The sequence below is a fragment of the Mycobacterium colombiense genome (assembly GCF_003284935.1).
GTDB classification, from domain to species: Bacteria; Actinomycetota; Actinomycetes; order Mycobacteriales; family Mycobacteriaceae; genus Mycobacterium; species Mycobacterium arosiense_A.
This window is the reverse complement of sequence record NZ_QMEV01000011.1, coordinates 101,485-118,886: the sequence shown is the minus strand read 5'-3', so window position 1 is coordinate 118,886 and position 17,402 is coordinate 101,485. Positions and strand designations below refer to the sequence as shown.

The window sequence follows — 17,402 nt, the reverse complement described above, 5'->3', positions numbered from 1 at the left end:
TGCCGCCGCCGGTGCGGAGGTTGGGCCGGTTGCGGAGGTGGTGGCGGGGGCGGAAGCACCTGGGTGATCGTCACCGGCGGCGGCGGTGGTGGGGGAGCCACCGGGGGCGGAACCTCGACCGGTGGGGGCGGCGCGCCGACGACCGGCGGCGGCGCGGCCGGCGGGGGGAATGCGGGAGTGGCGGGCATCGGTCGCGGCATCGGCAAGATCCCTTGGGGCGCAGCGCCGATGATCGAGCTGACGATCGTGCCGTGGGCGTCGCAGTCCGATAGGCCGTCCTCTCCCATGATGTAGTCGCCGCCGGGCACCACCGGCAGCCGCGGGTTCGGGGTGACGCCGGTGTCGATGACGGCCACGGGGACGCCGTTGCCGGTGCTGTACTGCCAGGCCTTCGTGATGTTGAGCAGGTTGAAGCCCGGGGCCATCTGCGCCACGTCGGGGTTGCGCACGGTGATCGGGGTCGAGCAGCTGTTGGCACGGCGCATCGGCTGATCGGATCGTGGCGGCCCGTCCGGCGGCACCATTCCCGGATCCACCGCGGGCGGTGTAATGGCAAGTGCGACAGGGGTATTGGCTGCTAACGCGACCAGGGTGACAGCGGCGGTCATCGCCGCGGCCCTTCTCAGTGGCGAATCCACGTGAAGAGCCCTCCCAAGGCCGCCGCCGCTGGCAGCAAGACGATGAACGCGAGCACTTCCACCCATTCCACGGTCAACCGGATGAATGGCCGAAACCTCATGGCCGGCACCAAAAGGGCTGCGGCCAAACCCAATGCGGCGAAGGTCGCCACCGCCACCGCGGGCCACATCAACCCGGTCATCACATCCCTCGGCGCGGCGACGGCGTATTTGACCACGCCCGCGCACACCGCGGCCGATGCCCCGCACACCAGGGCGATGGCCTGGTATTTGGCGGCGAATCCGCGTCCCTGGGTGAGGAAGATGCCGGCCACGAGCCCGGCCACCACCAACGCCAACCATGCCCATGGGCGTCCCGGCGCCAGAACCCCCCACACCGCGGCGGGCAACACGATCGACACCCCGACGCACAGGCCCACCTGCACCGCATTGACCAACCGCGCCGAGGCGGCGATCGCGGCGCCGCGCGCGGTGATGTCGGTCAATTCGTTGTCCTCGTCCTCGGATTCGTCCTCGCTGACCGGGGAGACCGTGTCGACGGGCATTCCCTCGCGCCGTGCGAACAGGTCCCGACCGGTGATCGATCCGAAATGCGGCGGCCGGACCCGTGCGACCCACAGCGCGATCAGCGGAGCCATCCGGACCAGCACCAGCAGGCCTACCAGGACGCAGACCGCCAGCACCTGGGCCGAGGCCGGCCGGAACATCCGGACGGCGGCGACTGCGGCCAGGACCCCGCAGACCGTCACCACCGCGGTGACCACCGCGGTCTGCCAACGGTTCCGCGCCGTGATCCCGATGGCGATGGCGCCCAGGATCACGATGACGGCGCCGATCAGCCCGTGCGCCGCGCCGAGCCTGCCTGGCGGCGCGCAGCCGCCGGCGGTGGCCAGCGACAGGACCGCCAGCCACGCGAAGCCGCTGAACAGGTCGCGCCGCTCCCGCCACCCGCTCCGCACCACCAGCGTCGCCACCAACAGCAGGAGACCGACGGCGCCCGCCACCGCGGCCGGAATCGGGCCGTCGGTGAATGTCCGGGCCCGCAGGGTCAGGGCCACGACGACCCCGACCGCCATTGCGATCACCGCGACCGCGGTATGGGCGGCGGTCAGCGGCGTCACCGGCGCGAACATCCGATCGCCGCCGTCGCGGCCCAGCCACTTTCCCATCGCCGCCAAACCCGTCGACAGCGACTCGTACTGCGGTTCGAAGGACTCGCCGTCCACCCTGGGCACCAGCACCAGGGTGTCGCCGTCCTGGACGCCCAGCTCGTCGAGGCTTTTGTTGATATCGAGCCGGACCCCGTTGATCTTGTGTAGTTCGTAGCTGCCCGCGGGCAAGGCGATGCCCTCAAAGCCTTTGCGCTTCAGGTCGGCGTCGAACAGCTCGACCATTCCCTCGAAGAATCCCTCCATCGGAATTCCGGCGGGAAACACCTGGGAACACAGGTGCTTTTCGTAAGAAATGTTGACCGCACAACGCGCCGGGAAAGCGACCTTATGCGGCGCTGTCACGGCACTGACCGCTCGGCGTCAGGAATGTATTTGTCCGCCAGCCCGGCGGTGATTTCGAAGAGGCGCAATCGCGTTTTCTTCTTCAGTTCGTGAACGGTATCGATGATGCCACCTTTGGCGAGGTGGGGATCAAACGGCAGCGCTTCGACCGTCGCCCCCACCTTGGTGAAACGCTCGGTCAAGTACGCCAACGCGTCCTTGTCGGTGATCTGGTCGGTGTGGTTCACAATTACGGTGCTGCGCGAAACCAACTCGTGGTAGCCCTGCGAGCGCAGGTAGTCCACCGCCCGTAACACCGGACGGGACCGGTCCGCGGTGATGCCGGAGACGAAGACCAGGGTGTCGGTGTTCTCCAATACCGGCTTCATCACCTCGTGTTCGAGGTCGGGCGAGGTGTCGACGATCATCACCGTGTGGGTGCGACGCAGGCGCGACAGCACCCCGGAGAACATCGCGGGCACCAACGGCCTGGGCTGGTCGGAAGTGCGGTTGCCGGCCAGGACGTCAAGCCCAATGACGTTCTGTCCCAGATGTTCTCGAATATCCGCGTAGCCCTGGACATCGGTGTCGTTGATGATCGCGGTGTAGTCGCCGGGCGGGGATTCATCGATGCGGTCGGCCAGTGTCCCGAAGCCCGGGACGGCGTCGATCGCAATCACGTTCTGCGGGCGGCATTCCCGGAACACACCCCCGAGGCAGGCGACCAGCGTCGTGACGCCCACGCCGCCCTTGCCGGAGACGACCGTGATGACGTATTGCCGTCGAATATGCCGCCGGATGCGATTCTGCAAATCCCGGTAGTGCCGTTCCCGGGGGGACTCGCCCGGATTTATTTGATGAAAAGAGATGGTGTAAATGAATTTCCGCCAGCCCGACCCTGGTGGAATTTTCCGCGGCGCGGCCAGATCGGTAATACGCATGGTGTCCGATACCGAATCCGGGAAGTTGCTGGCCCCTGACGGATCCCCCCGTCTGAGCGCTCCTTCGTCCGACATATTCGGGTCATTCCAAGGGCTCGTCACGACGAGATGCTAACACGGTTGGGGATACCGCGTTTACCCGTTCAGAAACCTTTCAAGTTCGACAGACGTTGCTATTCCAAGACTTTGGTTATCTAAGTTACTTTCGTCAGTTCGCTTCCGGCGCACCGTCACACGACTCGCCGATACGAGTGCCACTCGTCGCCGGCGGGCAGCCGGCGGATGAGCCGTTGAATCGCTCCGCCGATGTCCGTGCGCGACCCGGGCGAGAGAATCTGGTACTGGCGCTGCCCCGAGGTGACGCTCTCGATGCAGATTCGCCCCGCGGGGGTGTCGACGATGGACACCGTCGCATCCCCGACGGCGATCCGCGCCAATGCGTCCGGCCCCACACCGGCCTGCAGCCCGACGATGTTGGCGTGTGCGGACCGCGCAGGATCGGCGGCCGTCAGCACCATCTGCAGCTGGTCGGCGTCGAGGCGTTGTTCCAGCAGGAACGATCGCAGGCTGGCGGTGTCGCGCACCGAGTTCAGCAGCTGCTCGGTATCTAGGGTGACCGGTTTCAGCGGCGCCGCCTCGGCCACCCCGCACAGCCGCTCGATCTGACCGACCACCAGGTCCCTGGCCGATGCTTCGTTGGTGGCCGTGCCGGCGGGATACAGCCGCACCATGTCGGCGTGGCGTTCCAGGACCACCCACCACGTCGCGAAGCGGCAGATCGATGCCCGGGTCGGCTCGCGGCCCGGGACGCCGATCATCAGCAGCAGCCCCAGGTCGCGCCGCAGCAGGACCGTCAGCCACTCGCGAATCATCGGGTCGACGTTGCCGGCCTCGTCGAGCGCCCCGGCGGCCACCAACTCGGCGGCCGCGGGGTGGCTGCGCGCGCGCTCCGGGGTGTCCAGACGCGGCAGCATGGGCCGCAGCCCCAGTTCAGGGCAGGTCTGCTCCACCCCGGTGATCGCCTGCAAAACCCATAAGCCGTCGACCGTGGTGGTCAGCATGTCGCCTTACCCTCACTCAGTGGGTCCCCCGACCGGTGGATAAGAGACCAAAAGGTGGGGCACACACGCCCGGCGCATCTGCCCCACCCCCGCTTGTCGGTGTGGTCGAGCGGGCTCAGAACAGCCCAGCGATGTGCTGGTCGGTGCTGAGCGCGTTGTCCAGCACGTGGGAGGTCGTCACCCCGTGCTGGCGGATGGTGTCGATGAGACCCTGAAGGCCGGACAGCATCTGGGCCTGCGCCTCGAAGAAGCCCGATGCGCCGTGGCCGGCGAAGAATTCCTGCAGGGCGTGCGTGCGGTTGGAGGTGTCGTCGAAAATCGACTGCAACTGGCCGGCGCGGGAGGCGACATCGGTGGCGAAGTCGGCGACGGCTCCCGGGTTATAAGTGATCGGGTCGGACATGATGAAAATCCTTTCAAAAGACCATTAATGAATTGATGAATGACTGGGTGATCAGGAGCCGTGGCCGCCGAATAGCGCGCTAAAGGCGTGCGAGGAATCCGCCTCGTGGCCTTCCATCAGCGCCGCCGCCTTCGTCAGGCCCTCGGCCAGACGGGTGCCGCCGGTCAAGACTTTGTTCAAGTCGTTTTGAACCTCGATGGCCGTCGCGTGCGACGCCGTCACAGCAGAACCAGACCAGGTGGACGGGTTCATCACGTTTTCTTGATTCGCGACGTATCCCTGGCCAATCCCGATCGCGTGCTCCATGTTCGCTTGGATAGCGTTGGAAGCATCGCGAAGCATTTGCGGTGTTACTTTGATTGTCACGGAATTCTCCTTCTCCGGTGGGCCGCCCCCCGTGAGGGCATGAAGCGAAGTGTATGGCGGCTATTTGGACCTGTCGATTCACCTTTCACCAGGGGTTGGCTTCACACTCGAGCGTCGACGACCCGCACGGTCGCGGGCTGGTCGGCCTTGTCACGGGAGCCGCGGTCGCCTCCCGCCCCGTGCCCCACGGGCATACCGCCCATCGGGGCACCACCCATCGTCGTGGTCTGCGGTCGCATGGCCTCGGCGCCTAATGCCCCGGCCGGTCGCAGGCCCACCGGCCGGCCACCGGTGGCCGGCTCGAAGGCGCTCACCGGGCGGGTGAAACTCGTCGCGGGCACGCCCGCGCCGCCCACGGATGCGCCCCCGCCGGCACCGGCCTCCGCCGCGGAAAGCCCCGTGGTGGCCGACACCGTCGAAACGGCGGGGGTCGCCCCGCCCATGCCGAGGGCGCCCGGATTGGAGAACATGCCCATCAGCGGCTGCATCATCTGCATCGGCGCCTGCATCATCTGCATGGGAGCCTGCATCACTTGCGGGACCGCTCCCATCAGTTGCTGCGCCGGCTGCATTAACGAGGTGGCCTGACTCATGAAGTCCTGGCCACCCGAGGCCGCCCGACCGGCTCCCTGCGTCCCGGTCTGCGCGCCCTGCATCGCGGCGCGCATGCCGTCGCCGGCCCCTTGTTCCGCGGCGGATTCGCCGACAGCCGCGGCGGCCTGGGCGGGTGCGGCCGGTGATGCGCCCATGGTGGCGATCGGCGGCGGAATGGTCAGGCTTTGCGACAAGGCCGTCAGGATCGTTCCGTAGCTGGCGCCGACGGCGGAGTTGTTCGGCCACATGGACCCGAAATACTCGAGCTCCAGCGACGTGATGCGCGGCGTCAGCGCGCCGAGGACCAGCGGGTTGATGCCATAGTCGGTGGCCGTCTCGGTGCGGTTCTCGATGCACTCGGGTGCGGGACGCATCGAGCCGTACGCCATCTGGTACGCCGAGACCGCGGTCGACACCACCGCCGGCTTGACATCGACCCAGCCGGCCAGCCCATGCAGCGATGCGTTCAGTGCGGTCGCGTTCGCCGCCGAGGCCAACGAACCCGAGCCCGTCCAGCTCGCCGACGTCGCGACGGTGTTGATCGTTGACGCGATGCTGGAGCCGTGATGGGTCGCCGCCAGGACGGTCCAGGCCGCCTGGTTGGCCAGGTGCGTGATGACGCCGGCCCCCGCCTTGAGCAGCAGGTCGTTTTCCTCAGGCGTACGCGCAGCCCACCCCGGATCGGCCATGCGTACTTCCCCCTTTTACGTCCCTAGGTCCTAGGCCCCGATCGCCATCGTCAGGCTGCGCATGAGCTCGGTGACGACGTACGTGCTCGACGCGATGCTCTGCGCGCCGGCGAACAAACCGCGCTGGGTGGCGTGCTCGGACACTACGCCCAGGTAGCTGCCGCCGCAGGCGTTGAGCGCCGCCGCGAACATGGCCGAATCGGGGTCGCCGCCCATGGGCAGCACCCCCAGCAGGACGGGTGCCGCAGCCGAAGCCGCGGCCTCAGTCTCCGCGCTGATCGCCGTCTCGGCGCTCGACGACGCCAGAACCGCCTCGGGCTGCGCTGACAACACCATGATTTCCCTCCGAACGCTCAACCCAAATCCACGTGCTTGGGGCCTTAGTGTAGTGCGCTTGCACTGATCTTGTATTCACTACGGTTTTGGCCGGACTTAAGGCCCGGAATCCGGTTATCTAGCGCTGGTCCCGCGCGTGAAAGCACTGGATTCCCAGACGGAGTCGTCAATAAACCCCAGTCGCCACTCAGGACCCGGGAGCCACAAATGCACCTCGACCACCTTCCGTGCGGCGCAACGGTCGCATTGTTTAATCGCGGTCGTGGTGGCATACGGCTTCGAGTTTGATGCCGAATGGGTCATACCAGAATGTGGCGTAGTAATGGCCGGGATACTGCGGGAAATGACCGGGCGGATGAATGACCGTACTACCGATTCCCACGACATGGTCGTGCACGGCGCGCACCGACGACCGGTGCCGCACAATGAAAGCCAGATGTTGCAGCCCGGTTTGTTGCGCCGAGTAGTCATGCGACTCCAGCGCCGGATAGAAGAACAGGAATGCGCCGGGCTTGTTGCCGGCGGGCCGATACGAGAATTCGTCGACGGCATGAAAAAACGGCTCAAAACCGACCAGGGGCATCAGCGCGTCGTAGTACCGCTTTGCGGCTGACAGATCGGGCACGTTGATCCCGAGGTGGCCGAGCATGCCTCATTGTCCGATATCCGCGGCGCGGGTGCGGGGCCGGCCCGGCCGGGGCGATCCGCCGCTAGGCCGGACCGCGCCCGTCGCCGGCCAGCCGCAGCAGCAGCCGGGTGCCACCGAGCGGACTGGTCTGCAATGCCGCTGTGCCACCGTGCAATTCGGCCTGCTGGGCGACCAGCGCCAGGCCCAGCCCGGAGCCCGACCGCGAGGCTGTCGAGCCCCGGGCGAACCGTTCGAAGACCGTGGCGCGTTCGGATTCCGGAACGCCGGTGCCGTCGTCGTCGATCGCGATCTCCACGCCCTCACCGGAACTGCCGACGGTCAGCAGGATCTTGCCGGCATTGCCGTGCTTGACGGCGTTGGCGATGGCGTTGTCGATCACCAGCCGCAGCCCGGTGGGCAACCCGATCATCAGCACCGTCGGCGACGGCACCAGCGAGACCTCCACGTCGGGATAGACGCGCAGCGCGTCGTGAGCGGCGCGATCGAGCAGCTCGGTGATGTCGAACGGGACGAAGTCGTCAACGGTGGTCAGCTCCCCCTGGGCCAGCCGTTCGAGCGCGGTCAGCGTCGCCTCGATGCGGCTTTGCGTGCGGATGACGTCGCCGATCACCTCCTGGCGCTGCTCATGCGGCAGATCCAGCGTGGAGAGCACCTCCAGGTTGGTGCGCATGGCGGTCAGCGGCGTGCGCAACTCGTGGGAGGCGACCGCGGCGAAGTCGCGGGCGGACTCCAGCGCGGCCTTGGTGCGCTGCTGCTCCTTGCCGATGCGGGCCAGCATCCCCTCGACCGCTTCGGCGATCTCGACGGCCTCGCGCACGCCGCGAACCTGCACCTCGTCGGGACTGGACTGGGCATTGATCGCGCGGGCCTGCTGGGCGAGCAGCAGGAACGGGTTGACCATGATCAGCGAGATCACCCAGCCCACCACCACGGTGCCGCCGATGACGCTGGCGCAGATCAGCAGCACCCGCAGGTGCAGTTCGTTGATCCGATGCTGGGCTTCGGCCAGCGGCGCGGCCAACGCTATCGAGGCGGGGCCCGCGGTGAAGGTGCGGACCCGATACTGCACCCCGTTGATCGTGGTGTTGGCATAGCCGTCGGGAAGCTGAGGCAACACGATGCCGCTGGGCACCGACACGGTCACCCCGCCGATGCGCGCGGTGCGCACCAGGTTGCCGTCCGGCGCCGGCCGATCGGGACTCGCGTGCTGCGCGTTGTTGAGCAGGCTGCTGATGTCACCCAGGCTGCTGACCGAATCGAGCCGACGATCGAGCTGGTTGTACTGATCGTTGGTCACGCCCACCCACACCCAGGTGCCCAGCAGGACGACGAGCGTCATCACCGATATGGCGGCGACGATGACGATGGTGCGCAGCGACAGCACCCGCATCGGTAGCTGTATACGCGGTAGGACGCGAATGTCAGGCTCCTTCAGACGATCGCCGGTCCTTCTCAATCAATCCGGCTACCACCCTCACAGTGGTACCGGTCCGGCGCGATCAAGCGCGGTGGCGTTTCGCAAGAATTTAACGCTAACCGCATCGCCTTCCCCTCCGTCACGTGCCAAAACCGCTCCGATTTTGCCCTGACCAGGGTGAGTGAGTACTCTCTCACCATGCTCACCGAGCCGGGCCGGGGACGCGACCGGCTGCTCTCCGCGGCCCTGCGGCTGTTTGCCGCCAAGGGCTATGCGGCGACGTCGGTGGCCGACATCCAGCGGGAGTCGGGGCTGGCGCCGGGGTCCGGGGCGCTCTACAAGCATTTCGGCTCCAAGCGCGAACTGCTCGAGGCGGCGGTCGCCCACCGGATCGACAGCATCGTCGCCGCGCGCGAGCAGTACGACGCCGGGCAACCGGGCAGCGTCGAGCGGGCGGTGCGCATCGCCGGCCAGCTGATCTGGAGCAACCTCAAGCAGAGCGAGGATCTGCTCAAGGTCATGCTGCGCGAACCCGACGAGCTCGGCGATCTCGGTGAGAAGACGTGGCAGGTCATCACCGACAACGCCTACCAACGCTTCGCCGACGAGCTCGCCGCTTCGAATCGGTCCGGCCGCACCAGCATTCCCGACCCCGAGGCGGCCGCCGCCGTCGCGATCGGGTCGCTGTCCTATGCGGCGACGCTGCAGGCGCTGACAGGTCGCCTTCCCGGTAACACCGACGAAGAACGCTATTTCGAGGCGTGGGTCAACCAAACGGTCAGCGTCCTCGCCCAGTACAGAAACCCTCAAAACCCTTGAACACCAATGATTCAGGAGCACAGCTGTGACATTTTCCATGCAACTGTCCGACGACGTGATCGAAGTCCGCGATTGGGTGCACAAGTTTTCGGCCGACGTCATCCGCCCGGCCGCGGCCGAATGGGACGAACGGGAGGAAACCCCGTGGCCGGTGATCCAGGAGGCCGCGAAGGTGGGGCTGTACTCCCCGGACTTCTTCGCGCAGCAGGCCGCCGAAGAGACCGGGCTGGGGATGCTGACCGCGTTCGAGGAGATGTTCTGGGGTGACGCCGGCATCGCGCTGTCCATCATGGGCACCGGCCTGGCCGCGGCGGCGTTGGCGGGCAACGGAACTCCCGAACAGCTGGGCCAGTGGCTTCCCGAGATGTTCGGCACGCCCGACGACCCTAAGCTCGGCGCGTTCTGCTCGTCGGAGCCCGACGCCGGTTCTGACGTCGGCGGCATCCGCACCCGGGCGCGCTACGACGAGGCCGCCGGCGAATGGGTGCTCAACGGCACCAAGACCTGGGCCACCAACGGCGGCATCGCCAACGTCCACATCGTGGTGGCCTCGGTTTACCCCGAGCTCGGCAGCCGCGGCCAGGCCAGCTTCGTCATCGGACCGGACACCAAAGGTCTGGCGCAGGGCCAGAAATTCAAGAAGCACGGGATCCGCGCTTCCCACACCGCCGAGGTGGTCCTCGACAACGTGCGCCTGCCGGAGGACGCCATCCTGGGCGGCCGGGAGAAGTTCGAGGCCCGGATCGCACGGGTCAAGTCCGGTGCTTCCACCGGCGGCCAGGCGGCGATGAAGACGTTCGAGCGCACCCGGCCCACGGTCGGAGCGATGGCCGTCGGCGTCGCGCGGGCCGCCTACGAGTACGCACTCGAATACGCCTGCCAGCGTGAGCAATTCGGCCGCAAGATCGGTGAGTTTCAGGCGGTGGCGTTCAAGCTCGCGGATATGAAGAGCCGTGTCGACGCGGCCCGCCTGCTGGTATGGCGGGCCGGCTGGATGGCGCGCAACAACCAGAACTTCGACTCCGCCGAGGGGTCGATGGCCAAGCTGGTCGCGAGCGAGGCCGCGGTCTACGTCACCGACGAGGCCATCCAGATCCTGGGCGGCAACGGCTATACCCGCGACTACCCCGTGGAGCGCATGCACCGTGACGCGAAGATCTTCACCATCTTCGAGGGCACCAGCGAGATCCAGCGGTTGGTGATTTCGCGGGCGGTGACCGGTCTGCCCATCCGTTAGCGGGCGTACCCGTCCTTGACGTCTGATAGCTTCTGCGGCACACCAACCGTTAGGGGCTGAAGTGAAGCGTGCGGTCATCGCGGCACTCGGATTCGTCCTCGTCGGCTGCTACGTCGGCGCGCCCCGCGCGAGCGCGGATAACCCGGCGTGCACGTCGTCGATGTGCGCCTTTTTGTCCCCGTCCCGCAACATCAGTTGCGAGATCAATTACCAGCGCGATCCCGGCATCCCCGACGAGGCCTACTGCCAAACCAACGAGCCGCCCGCGTCGGTGCGTCTGTCGAGCACCGGCGCGGTGACGAACTGTACGGGCATCTCGTGTCTCGGCAACGCCGGGACCGGCACTCCGGTTCTCCCCTACGACCACACCGCCGGAGTCGGCCCCTTCGGCTGCGCTTCCAAGACCGACGGCGTCACCTGCACGGTGCCCTCGGGCCATGGCTTCACGATCTCCAATACGGGCATCACGCCCATCGGGTGATCGGGTGCGCCAGGCAGACATGATGACCGAATGAGCACCGAGATCCGGGTTCTCGACACCGAGGACGACCTCCTCGCCGCGGCCAAGTTGTTTCGCACCGCGATGGTGGGCCTGCCGCCCATCTCGAACCTGCTGCCTGGCCAGATCACCACCATGCTCGACCCCGGCCGCACCATCGGCGCATTCGTCGACGGACGACTCGTCGGGACCGCGGACGCCGTGACGAGCACGCTGACCCTGCCCGGCGGAGCCGCCGTGAACCATGCCGCCGTGACCCACGTCGGCGTGCTGCCGTCGCACACCCGACGGGGCGTCGCCACCGCGCTGATCGGTCACCAGCTGCACGACATCGCCGCGCGCGGTGAGGTGGTGGCGTCGTTGCGGGCCTCGGAGGCCACCATCTATGAGCGATACGGCTACGGCGTGGCGAGTTCCTTCCAGAGCGTGGAGATCGCGACCGCGCGGGCGGCGTTTCGCCCCGACGTCGGGTCGGGCGGTCCGGTGCGGTTGCTCGACGCCGCCGAGGTGTGGGAGGTCTTGCCCCGTGTCTATGACGCCCATCGACCGTCCCGTCCCGGCACCATCGCCCGCCCTCGGACGTGGTGGGGCAGTGCGCGGCGTCGCACCGAATCCTCGCCGGGCGCTTGGTATGTCGCCGTTCATGGCGAACCGGGCGCCGAGTCGGGGTTCGCCCGCTACCGGCCCGTCGACACCGCGAATTGGTTCGTCAGTGACCAGCGCACCGTCGTGGTCGAGGATTTCTTCGCGCCGACCGCGGACGCCTATCTGGGATTGCTGCGTTTCCTGCTCGGCCTGGATCTCGTTCACCGCGTGCTGTTTTGGATGCTGCCCCTCGATGACGCGTTGCCCTGGCTGTTCCTCGATCGCCGGGCGGCGAAGGTCACCGCGGTCCACGACGAGACGTGGCTGCGGATCATCGATGCGCACCGGGCGCTGGCGGCGCGCTCCTATGTTGGCGGCGGAACCGTCACGATCGCGGTGAATGACCCCCTGCTACCGCACAATTCGGCGACTTTCGTCATCACCGGGGACGGTGCCGAACCGACGACCCGCCGCCCCGATGTCCGGGTGGGGATCGAGGGGCTGGGCGCCGCGCTGCTCGGCGGCACGCGCTGGCGCAGTCTCGCGGCCGCGGGGCTGGCCCGGGCTGACGATCCTGTCGCGCTCGACGTGGCCGATCGACTGTTCGCGGTGCCCGAAGTGCCGCATGCCGGCACGTTCTTCTAACGGGCTCAGCGCTGGGGGTCCGACCTCTGCATCGCCAGGCGTATCCCGGCCACGACCAGATCGGGCTGGTGAATCTGGATGAAGTGGTCGCTGCCGGTGGCGATCAGGTGCGGGGTCTGGGGCCGCAGCGCGATCAGATCGGCCGAGGCCTCCCGCCATGCCTGCTCCAGCTTCGCGCCCTGCTCGGGCGAAGCGGTGCCCGGGATCGCGAACGGCTCGGTCCTCGTGAGCACGACGGTGGGGACGGGCGGAAAAGCCGGTGCCGCACCGACTTGTTCGACGCTCTTGTCGATGTCGATCTCCTCGAACGACGGCGCATTCGCAAACTGGGGCAACGGCTGGTCGAGCGCCTGGCGATAGGTCGGCCAATCCGGTCCCAGCAGGCCCGGTATCTCGACCGGGAAGGCATCGACGAACGCCAGCGCCCGCACCTGATCCGGATGCGTCTGGGCGTACAAGCGGATGAACAACCCGCCGAGCGAGTGCCCGACCAGAACGTACGGCCCCGGCAGGTGGGAGGCGGCCAGCAACGCATGCAGATCCCCGACCACGTCCTGCGCGGTGCGCGGCATCGGAACCGGTGAGCTGCGGTCGGTGATGCTGGGCGGATCGGGATAGCGCAGCGTGCCGGGTCGGTCGTAGGCGCAGACGCGGTGGTCGGCCGCCAGGGCAGTCAGTACGGCCGGGCCGGTGGCCGGTGCGGTGGCGTCGGAGTGACTCCACGGATCCGACGAGTTGTGATAGCCGGACTCCAAAATGACTGTGGGGCCGCCCTTCCCGTGGCACTCAAGATACAGGTGCCGACCGTTGCCGATCTCGACCGGACCGGCGAAGACACCGCCGGACGACGGTGCGCCGCGCTGCGCGGGATTCGCGCAGCCCGCCACCGCAATCAGCAACGCGAGGGTCAACAGGTGCCGCGGAACACCCGCAGCAATTCGTCGGATCTCCCGCACGGCGTGCATCGCGCTATTGTGCGGGTAAGCCGCCCCGCGTGAAAGCGTGGCCTGCCTATTGCCGCCCGGCGGGCCCACCGGCGCTGCTGACGCTGTGCCCGACAACGCAAGGGACCGCGCCGTTTTGGGTACCGCTTGCCTGCTGAGGCGGGCCCGCCGGCCGCGGTCAGCCGTGCGGCGCCTCAGAGATCTTGGTGTCGGGCTTGCCGAGCGTCTGGCAATACGTCGTCACCGACAGGCGCGTCGCGGAAATCTCCACATTGGTCGGGTCGGTACCGCTCTTGTCCTTGAGCATCTTGCTCACTTCGTCGTTCTGCTTCTTCTCGTCCTGCGTGGTGAAGTCCTTGCACTTGGTGTCCCCGCCGGTGTTGACGATCTGTGAGGCCGAACACGCGCTGGACAGCAAGGCGGAGATCGCGATCGCGGCTGCCGCAATGTACTTCATCATTTGCCTTCCTAGGTGCGAGTAGTGGTATCAGTACACCAAATCACCTGATTTCAAACCCCGAACGGCGCCCCGGACCGAAGACCGCCGTGTTTGCAGGACGGCGTGGAATCGGCCACATCGCGGTGCGATCGCCCCCAGCGGGAATAACCGCCCGGGTCACCTCGCGTTCTACCATCGGCGGTTGGCTGCGCACGCACTCGGTGGGGAAGGGGAGAATCTCAGTGACCTCATCGAACGTGCGCACCGGGAACGCCGGCGTCACCGGGGCTCGACGCGAGCCGATGGGTACCGGGGCGCTGTTTGTCAGCGTGCTGGCTCTGCTGCTGGCGACGGGATGGGTCGCCAACCACTTCGTCGGGTTGATGCCGGTGATCAGCGACCGGGCCCACCTCAGCACGACCACGCTCGACGGGATCTTCGGCATTTACGCGCTGGGGTTGCTTCCCGGGTTGCTCGTGGGTGGGCGCGCATCGGACGCGCTGGGGCGCCGCACGGTGGCGCTGGCGGGTTCGGGGGCCGCCCTGACGGGGACGGCGGTCATGCTGTCGTCCCAGCACGCGGACGCGCTGCTGCTGGGTCGCCTGATCGTCGGGATCGGTGTGGGCCTCGCCATCAGTTCGTGCACCGCGTGGGCCTCAGACTTGCGCGGCCCCGCCGGCGCCGCGACCGCCGGCGCGGTGCTCACGGCGGGTTTCGCGATCGGGCCGTTCGCGGGGGGATTCATCGCGTGGGCCGGACGATCCGGGATCCGGGTGTCGTTCGGTGTCGCCGCCGCCATCGTCGTGCTGGCCACGTGTGCTGTCATCGCCGCGGCCCGGCGCACCGAGGTGGCTCGCCCGGCTGCCGAGTACGACTCGGCGGGGGCACCGCCCGCGCAGGGAATCAGCCGGGCCTTGAGTTGGGCCCTGCCCCTCGCGCCGTGGGTATACGCCTCGGCGACACTGGGATTCGTGACCATCCCCACCCGGTTGCACACCGCCCTCGCGGCTCCCCTGGCCGCCGGCACCGCCACCCTGATCGTCAACGGCGTCAGCGGCGTCGTGCAGGTCGTGGCCCGCGCGCTGCGGTGGGGTCCGCAGTCCGGCACCGTCGGTGCGGTGCTGGCGGCGCTCGGCTACGCCATAGCCGCGCTGGCGCCCCAGGGCCTGACGCCGGCGCTGGGCCTACCGCTGCTCGTGGTGCTCGGCTGCGCGTCGGGCCTGTGCCTGCGCGAAGGCCTCATCGATTTGGAGGCCGCCGCGCCGCCGCACCTGCGCGGCGCGCTGACCGGAGTGTTCTACGTCGTCACGTACGTCGGTTTCGCCCTGCCGCTGATCCTGGCCACGGTCGGCTCGGCGGTGTCGGTGATGATCCTGTCCGTGATGGCCGTGCTGGCTTCGGCAACGGCGGTCGCCCGCGCGGTGCGGTTACGGCGAGATAGCCACCGCCAGGACTGATTCGAGCCCGGCGGGTGCGATCAAACCAAGTCGCGCAGCGTTTCGATCAGCCTGATCCGCTCCGCCGTCGTCGACGCGATGGGCGCCACGTTGAGGGTGGTGACCCCGGCGTCGCGGAACGCCGCCAGGCGCTCCCTGACGAATTCGCGGGTGCCGATCAGATTGACGTCGCGCACCAGATCGTCGGGCACCACCTTGGCGGCGCCGTCCTTGTCACCGGCCAGGTAGAGCTCCTGAATCCGGTCGGCCTGCGGGCCGTAGCCATATTTGGTCGCCAGGGCATGGTAGAAGTTCTTGCCCTTGGCGCCCATTCCGCCGATGTAGAGGGCCAGGTGCGGTTTGACGAATTCCCTTAGCGGCTCGACGTTTTCGCCGATGGCCAGGACGGGACCGGCATAGATGTCGAGCTCGCCCAGGGCCGGATCGCGCTTGGCCCGGCCCGCGGCCAGGGCATCTCCCCACACGTCCTGCGCTTTTTCGGGCAGGTAGAAGATCGGTTGCCAGCCCTCCGCGATCTCGGCGGCCAGTTCGACATTCTTGGGGCCCAGGGCGGCTACCAGTATCGGGATCCGTTCTCGGACAGGCGTATTGATGAGCTTGAGCGGTTTGCCGAGCCCGGTGCCCTGGTCGGGCGGCAACGGGATCGTGTAGTGCTTGCCCTGGTGTTGCACGGCCTCGCGGCGCCACACCTGGCGGCAGATGTCGATGACTTCGCGAGTGCGGCCGATCGGGGCGTCGTAGGGCACGCCGTGAAAGCCCTCGATGACCTGCGGGCCGGACGCGCCCAGGCCGAGGGTGAACCGGCCGTCGGAGACGTAGTCCAGGCCGGCGGCGGTCATCGCGGTCAGGGTAGGGGTGCGGGTGTAGAGCTGCAGGATGCCCGAGGCCAGGCCAACCCGTTGGGTGCTGGCGGCCAGGTAGCCCAGCGCGCTCACCGCATCGAACGAATACGCCTCGGGCACAAAGACAATGTCAAGCCCGGCGCGCTCCAGGTCGGCCACCTCGGCGGCGACGTCCTTGAAGCCGCCCGCATAGTTGATGCTCAGTCCAATCCGCATGGTCATACTTCTACGCGGTGCCGGATTGATTGGCCAATTCCAGCGCCTCCTGCTGGATGCGACCGAATTGGGCACCCATCGCCTCGGACAGCGCCGTCGCGCCCGACAGCGGCCGCACCATCACCATGAAGTCGTCGATGCGCCCGTCGTCGTCGAAGTGCAGGAAGTCGCATCCGGTGATCGTGACCCCCGGCGCCCCGACTATCCCGGTCTCGAACACGAAGGCGTGGTCGCGACCGCCGGGGTCGTGAATCTCGCGGACGTAGCGGAAGTTTTCGAAGATCCGTAACACGCCGCGCAGGATGGCGGCGGTGATCGGCTTGCCGACGTAGGGCTTGAACGCCACCGGGCTGGTGAAGACCACGGTGTCGGCGAGCATCGCCTGGATGGCCCCCTCGTCTCGCTCTTCGACGGCTTTGCGGAATGGGTGCATGAGGCGGCCTCACATAGTCAACTAGTTGAGTAGGTGCGCGTCTGACGCTAGGGCGCCGGCCGCGCCATGTCCAGAGTGCGATTAGTCACTTTGTTGAATAGTCGCACCGTTGTAGCATCGACCGATGTCGCTGCGTGACGCGGTGTTGGCCGCCCTTCTCGAGGGCGAATCGTCGGGTTACGACCTGGCCAAAGACTTCGACGCTTCGGTCGCGAATTTCTGGCCGGCCACCCCGCAGCAGCTGTATCGCGAGCTCGACCGGCTCGCGGAGCAAGGGCTCATCCAGGCCCGGGTCGTGCATCAAGAACGCCGGCCCAACAAGCGCATGTTCTCGTTGACCGAGGCCGGCCGTGACGCGATCCGGCAGTTCACGACCAAGGCGCCGAAGCCCTCGGTGATCCGTGATGAGCTTCTGGTCAAGGTGCAAGCCGCCGACGCCGGCGATATCGAGGCCGTCCGCGAGTTCATCCGCGAACGACTGCACTGGGCGAGCGCCAAAGTGCAACGCTACGAACGTTTGCGGGCGCGAATGCTGGACGACCGCAGCGAAGAGGAATACCTGCTCCACACCGAACGAATCGGCCCCTACCTGACGCTGAGCCGCGGAATCTCGTTCGAACAGGAGAACATTCGATGGGCCGAACGCGCGCTGAGCATCGTCGAACGCCGCCTGTCGGCCACTTCCCGCTGAGTTCGCCG

The 17,402-nt window shown here is 67.4% G+C and carries 18 protein-coding genes and 2 pseudogenes; 6 read left to right on the top strand and 14 right to left on the bottom strand.

The features are described 5' to 3' along the window. The 10 genes and pseudogenes from DQP57_RS08355 to DQP57_RS08310 form a co-directional block, all read right to left on the bottom strand. Positions 1-608: pseudogene (locus DQP57_RS08355) on the bottom strand (type VII secretion-associated serine protease); the annotation flags it as partial. 14 nt (positions 609-622) lie between these two features. Beyond that, on the bottom strand, positions 623-2,152 hold the full coding sequence (eccD, locus tag DQP57_RS08350; RefSeq protein ID WP_112632525.1) for a type VII secretion integral membrane protein EccD: 1,530 nt from the start codon (positions 2,150-2,152) through the stop codon (positions 623-625). Next, positions 2,149-3,174, bottom strand: a complete 1,026-nt coding sequence (locus tag DQP57_RS08345; RefSeq protein ID WP_112632524.1) for a MinD/ParA family ATP-binding protein — start codon at positions 3,172-3,174, stop codon at positions 2,149-2,151. Before DQP57_RS08345 ends, eccD begins: the two co-directional genes overlap by 4 nt. Before the next feature lie 128 nt (positions 3,175-3,302). After that, entirely contained in the window at positions 3,303-4,133 is an 831-nt protein-coding gene (locus tag DQP57_RS08340; RefSeq protein ID WP_112632523.1) for an ESX secretion-associated protein EspG, read from the bottom strand. A gap of 115 nt (positions 4,134-4,248) precedes the next feature. After that, positions 4,249-4,536, bottom strand: coding sequence for a WXG100 family type VII secretion target (locus DQP57_RS08335; protein ID WP_007771836.1), 288 nt, complete (start codon positions 4,534-4,536; stop codon positions 4,249-4,251). 51 nt (positions 4,537-4,587) lie between these two features. After that, on the bottom strand, positions 4,588-4,902 hold the full coding sequence (locus DQP57_RS08330; protein ID WP_040630553.1) for a WXG100 family type VII secretion target: 315 nt from the start codon (positions 4,900-4,902) through the stop codon (positions 4,588-4,590). A 101-nt stretch (positions 4,903-5,003) separates the two neighbouring features. Then, complete coding sequence (locus DQP57_RS08325) at positions 5,004-6,185, bottom strand: PPE family protein (protein ID WP_112632522.1); 1,182 nt, start codon at positions 6,183-6,185, stop codon at positions 5,004-5,006. 30 nt (positions 6,186-6,215) lie between these two features. Then, entirely contained in the window at positions 6,216-6,521 is a 306-nt protein-coding gene (locus DQP57_RS08320) for a PE domain-containing protein (protein WP_112632521.1), read from the bottom strand. 250 nt (positions 6,522-6,771) lie between these two features. After that, positions 6,772-7,170 (bottom strand): VOC family protein, encoded by a 399-nt coding sequence (locus DQP57_RS08315; protein ID WP_112632520.1) that lies wholly within the window; start codon positions 7,168-7,170, stop codon positions 6,772-6,774. A gap of 61 nt (positions 7,171-7,231) precedes the next feature. Next, complete coding sequence (locus DQP57_RS08310; protein WP_112632519.1) at positions 7,232-8,560, bottom strand: sensor histidine kinase; 1,329 nt, start codon at positions 8,558-8,560, stop codon at positions 7,232-7,234. Positions 8,561-8,785: 225 nt separating this feature from the next. Here DQP57_RS08310 and DQP57_RS08305 point away from each other — a divergent pair. The 4 genes and pseudogenes from DQP57_RS08305 (at position 8,786) to DQP57_RS08290 (ending at position 12,372) form a co-directional block, all read left to right on the top strand. Beyond that, positions 8,786-9,435, top strand: a pseudogene (locus DQP57_RS08305) (TetR/AcrR family transcriptional regulator). Next, complete coding sequence (locus tag DQP57_RS08300) at positions 9,432-10,643, top strand: acyl-CoA dehydrogenase family protein (protein WP_112632517.1); 1,212 nt, start codon at positions 9,432-9,434, stop codon at positions 10,641-10,643. The pseudogene DQP57_RS08305 and the gene DQP57_RS08300 overlap by 4 nt, the downstream one beginning before the upstream one ends. Positions 10,644-10,704: 61 nt before the next feature. Then, positions 10,705-11,124, top strand: coding sequence for a hypothetical protein (locus tag DQP57_RS08295; protein WP_112632516.1), 420 nt, complete (start codon positions 10,705-10,707; stop codon positions 11,122-11,124). Between the two features lie 30 nt (positions 11,125-11,154). Then, positions 11,155-12,372 carry a GNAT family N-acetyltransferase gene (locus tag DQP57_RS08290; RefSeq protein WP_112632515.1) on the top strand — a complete coding sequence of 406 codons (1,218 nt, stop codon included), beginning with the start codon at positions 11,155-11,157 and terminating at the stop codon, positions 12,370-12,372. Positions 12,373-12,377: 5 nt separating this feature from the next. Here DQP57_RS08290 and DQP57_RS08285 read toward each other — a convergent pair whose 3' ends face one another. Then, positions 12,378-13,337, bottom strand: coding sequence for an alpha/beta fold hydrolase (locus tag DQP57_RS08285; protein WP_112632514.1), 960 nt, complete (start codon positions 13,335-13,337; stop codon positions 12,378-12,380). Positions 13,338-13,494: 157 nt separating this feature from the next. Continuing rightward, positions 13,495-13,776 (bottom strand): hypothetical protein, encoded by a 282-nt coding sequence (locus DQP57_RS08280; protein ID WP_112632513.1) that lies wholly within the window; start codon positions 13,774-13,776, stop codon positions 13,495-13,497. Positions 13,777-13,997: 221 nt separating this feature from the next. Here DQP57_RS08280 and DQP57_RS08275 point away from each other — a divergent pair, with 221 nt between their 5' ends. Next, on the top strand, positions 13,998-15,212 hold the full coding sequence (locus tag DQP57_RS08275; protein WP_430918483.1) for an MFS transporter: 1,215 nt from the start codon (positions 13,998-14,000) through the stop codon (positions 15,210-15,212). Between the two features lie 20 nt (positions 15,213-15,232). Here the strand turns inward: DQP57_RS08275 and DQP57_RS08270 are convergent, their stop codons facing one another. Together DQP57_RS08270 and DQP57_RS08265 are read right to left on the bottom strand one after the other, a co-directional pair. Continuing rightward, complete coding sequence (locus tag DQP57_RS08270) at positions 15,233-16,270, bottom strand: LLM class F420-dependent oxidoreductase (RefSeq protein ID WP_112632536.1); 1,038 nt, start codon at positions 16,268-16,270, stop codon at positions 15,233-15,235. Positions 16,271-16,280: 10 nt separating this feature from the next. Then, on the bottom strand, positions 16,281-16,703 hold the full coding sequence (locus DQP57_RS08265) for a nuclear transport factor 2 family protein (protein ID WP_112632512.1): 423 nt from the start codon (positions 16,701-16,703) through the stop codon (positions 16,281-16,283). Between the two features lie 124 nt (positions 16,704-16,827). Between DQP57_RS08265 and DQP57_RS08260 the strand changes: the two genes are divergently transcribed. Further along, positions 16,828-17,394, top strand: coding sequence for a PadR family transcriptional regulator (locus tag DQP57_RS08260; RefSeq protein ID WP_112632511.1), 567 nt, complete (start codon positions 16,828-16,830; stop codon positions 17,392-17,394). The last annotated feature ends 8 nt before the right edge of the window (positions 17,395-17,402 follow it).

Bases quoted from the DNA above. Each gene is read 5' to 3' on its own strand.
- DQP57_RS08270 (WP_112632536.1), bottom strand. From the start codon at position 16,270: ATGCGGATTGGACTGAGCATCAACTATGCGGGCGGCTTCAAGGACGTC.
- DQP57_RS08285 (WP_112632514.1), bottom strand. From the start codon at position 13,337: ATGCACGCCGTGCGGGAGATCCGACGAATTGCTGCGGGTGTTCCGCGG.
- DQP57_RS08315 (WP_112632520.1), bottom strand. From the start codon at position 7,170: ATGCTCGGCCACCTCGGGATCAACGTGCCCGATCTGTCAGCCGCAAAG.
- DQP57_RS08335 (WP_007771836.1), bottom strand. From the start codon at position 4,536: ATGTCCGACCCGATCACTTATAACCCGGGAGCCGTCGCCGACTTCGCC.
- DQP57_RS08320 (WP_112632521.1), bottom strand. From the start codon at position 6,521: ATGGTGTTGTCAGCGCAGCCCGAGGCGGTTCTGGCGTCGTCGAGCGCC.
- DQP57_RS08265 (WP_112632512.1), bottom strand. From the start codon at position 16,703: ATGCACCCATTCCGCAAAGCCGTCGAAGAGCGAGACGAGGGGGCCATC.
- DQP57_RS08280 (WP_112632513.1), bottom strand. From the start codon at position 13,776: ATGATGAAGTACATTGCGGCAGCCGCGATCGCGATCTCCGCCTTGCTG.
- DQP57_RS08290 (WP_112632515.1), top strand. From the start codon at position 11,155: ATGAGCACCGAGATCCGGGTTCTCGACACCGAGGACGACCTCCTCGCC.
- DQP57_RS08260 (WP_112632511.1), top strand. From the start codon at position 16,828: ATGTCGCTGCGTGACGCGGTGTTGGCCGCCCTTCTCGAGGGCGAATCG.
- DQP57_RS08310 (WP_112632519.1), bottom strand. From the start codon at position 8,560: ATGCGGGTGCTGTCGCTGCGCACCATCGTCATCGTCGCCGCCATATCG.
- DQP57_RS08340 (WP_112632523.1), bottom strand. From the start codon at position 4,133: ATGCTGACCACCACGGTCGACGGCTTATGGGTTTTGCAGGCGATCACC.
- DQP57_RS08325 (WP_112632522.1), bottom strand. From the start codon at position 6,185: ATGGCCGATCCGGGGTGGGCTGCGCGTACGCCTGAGGAAAACGACCTG.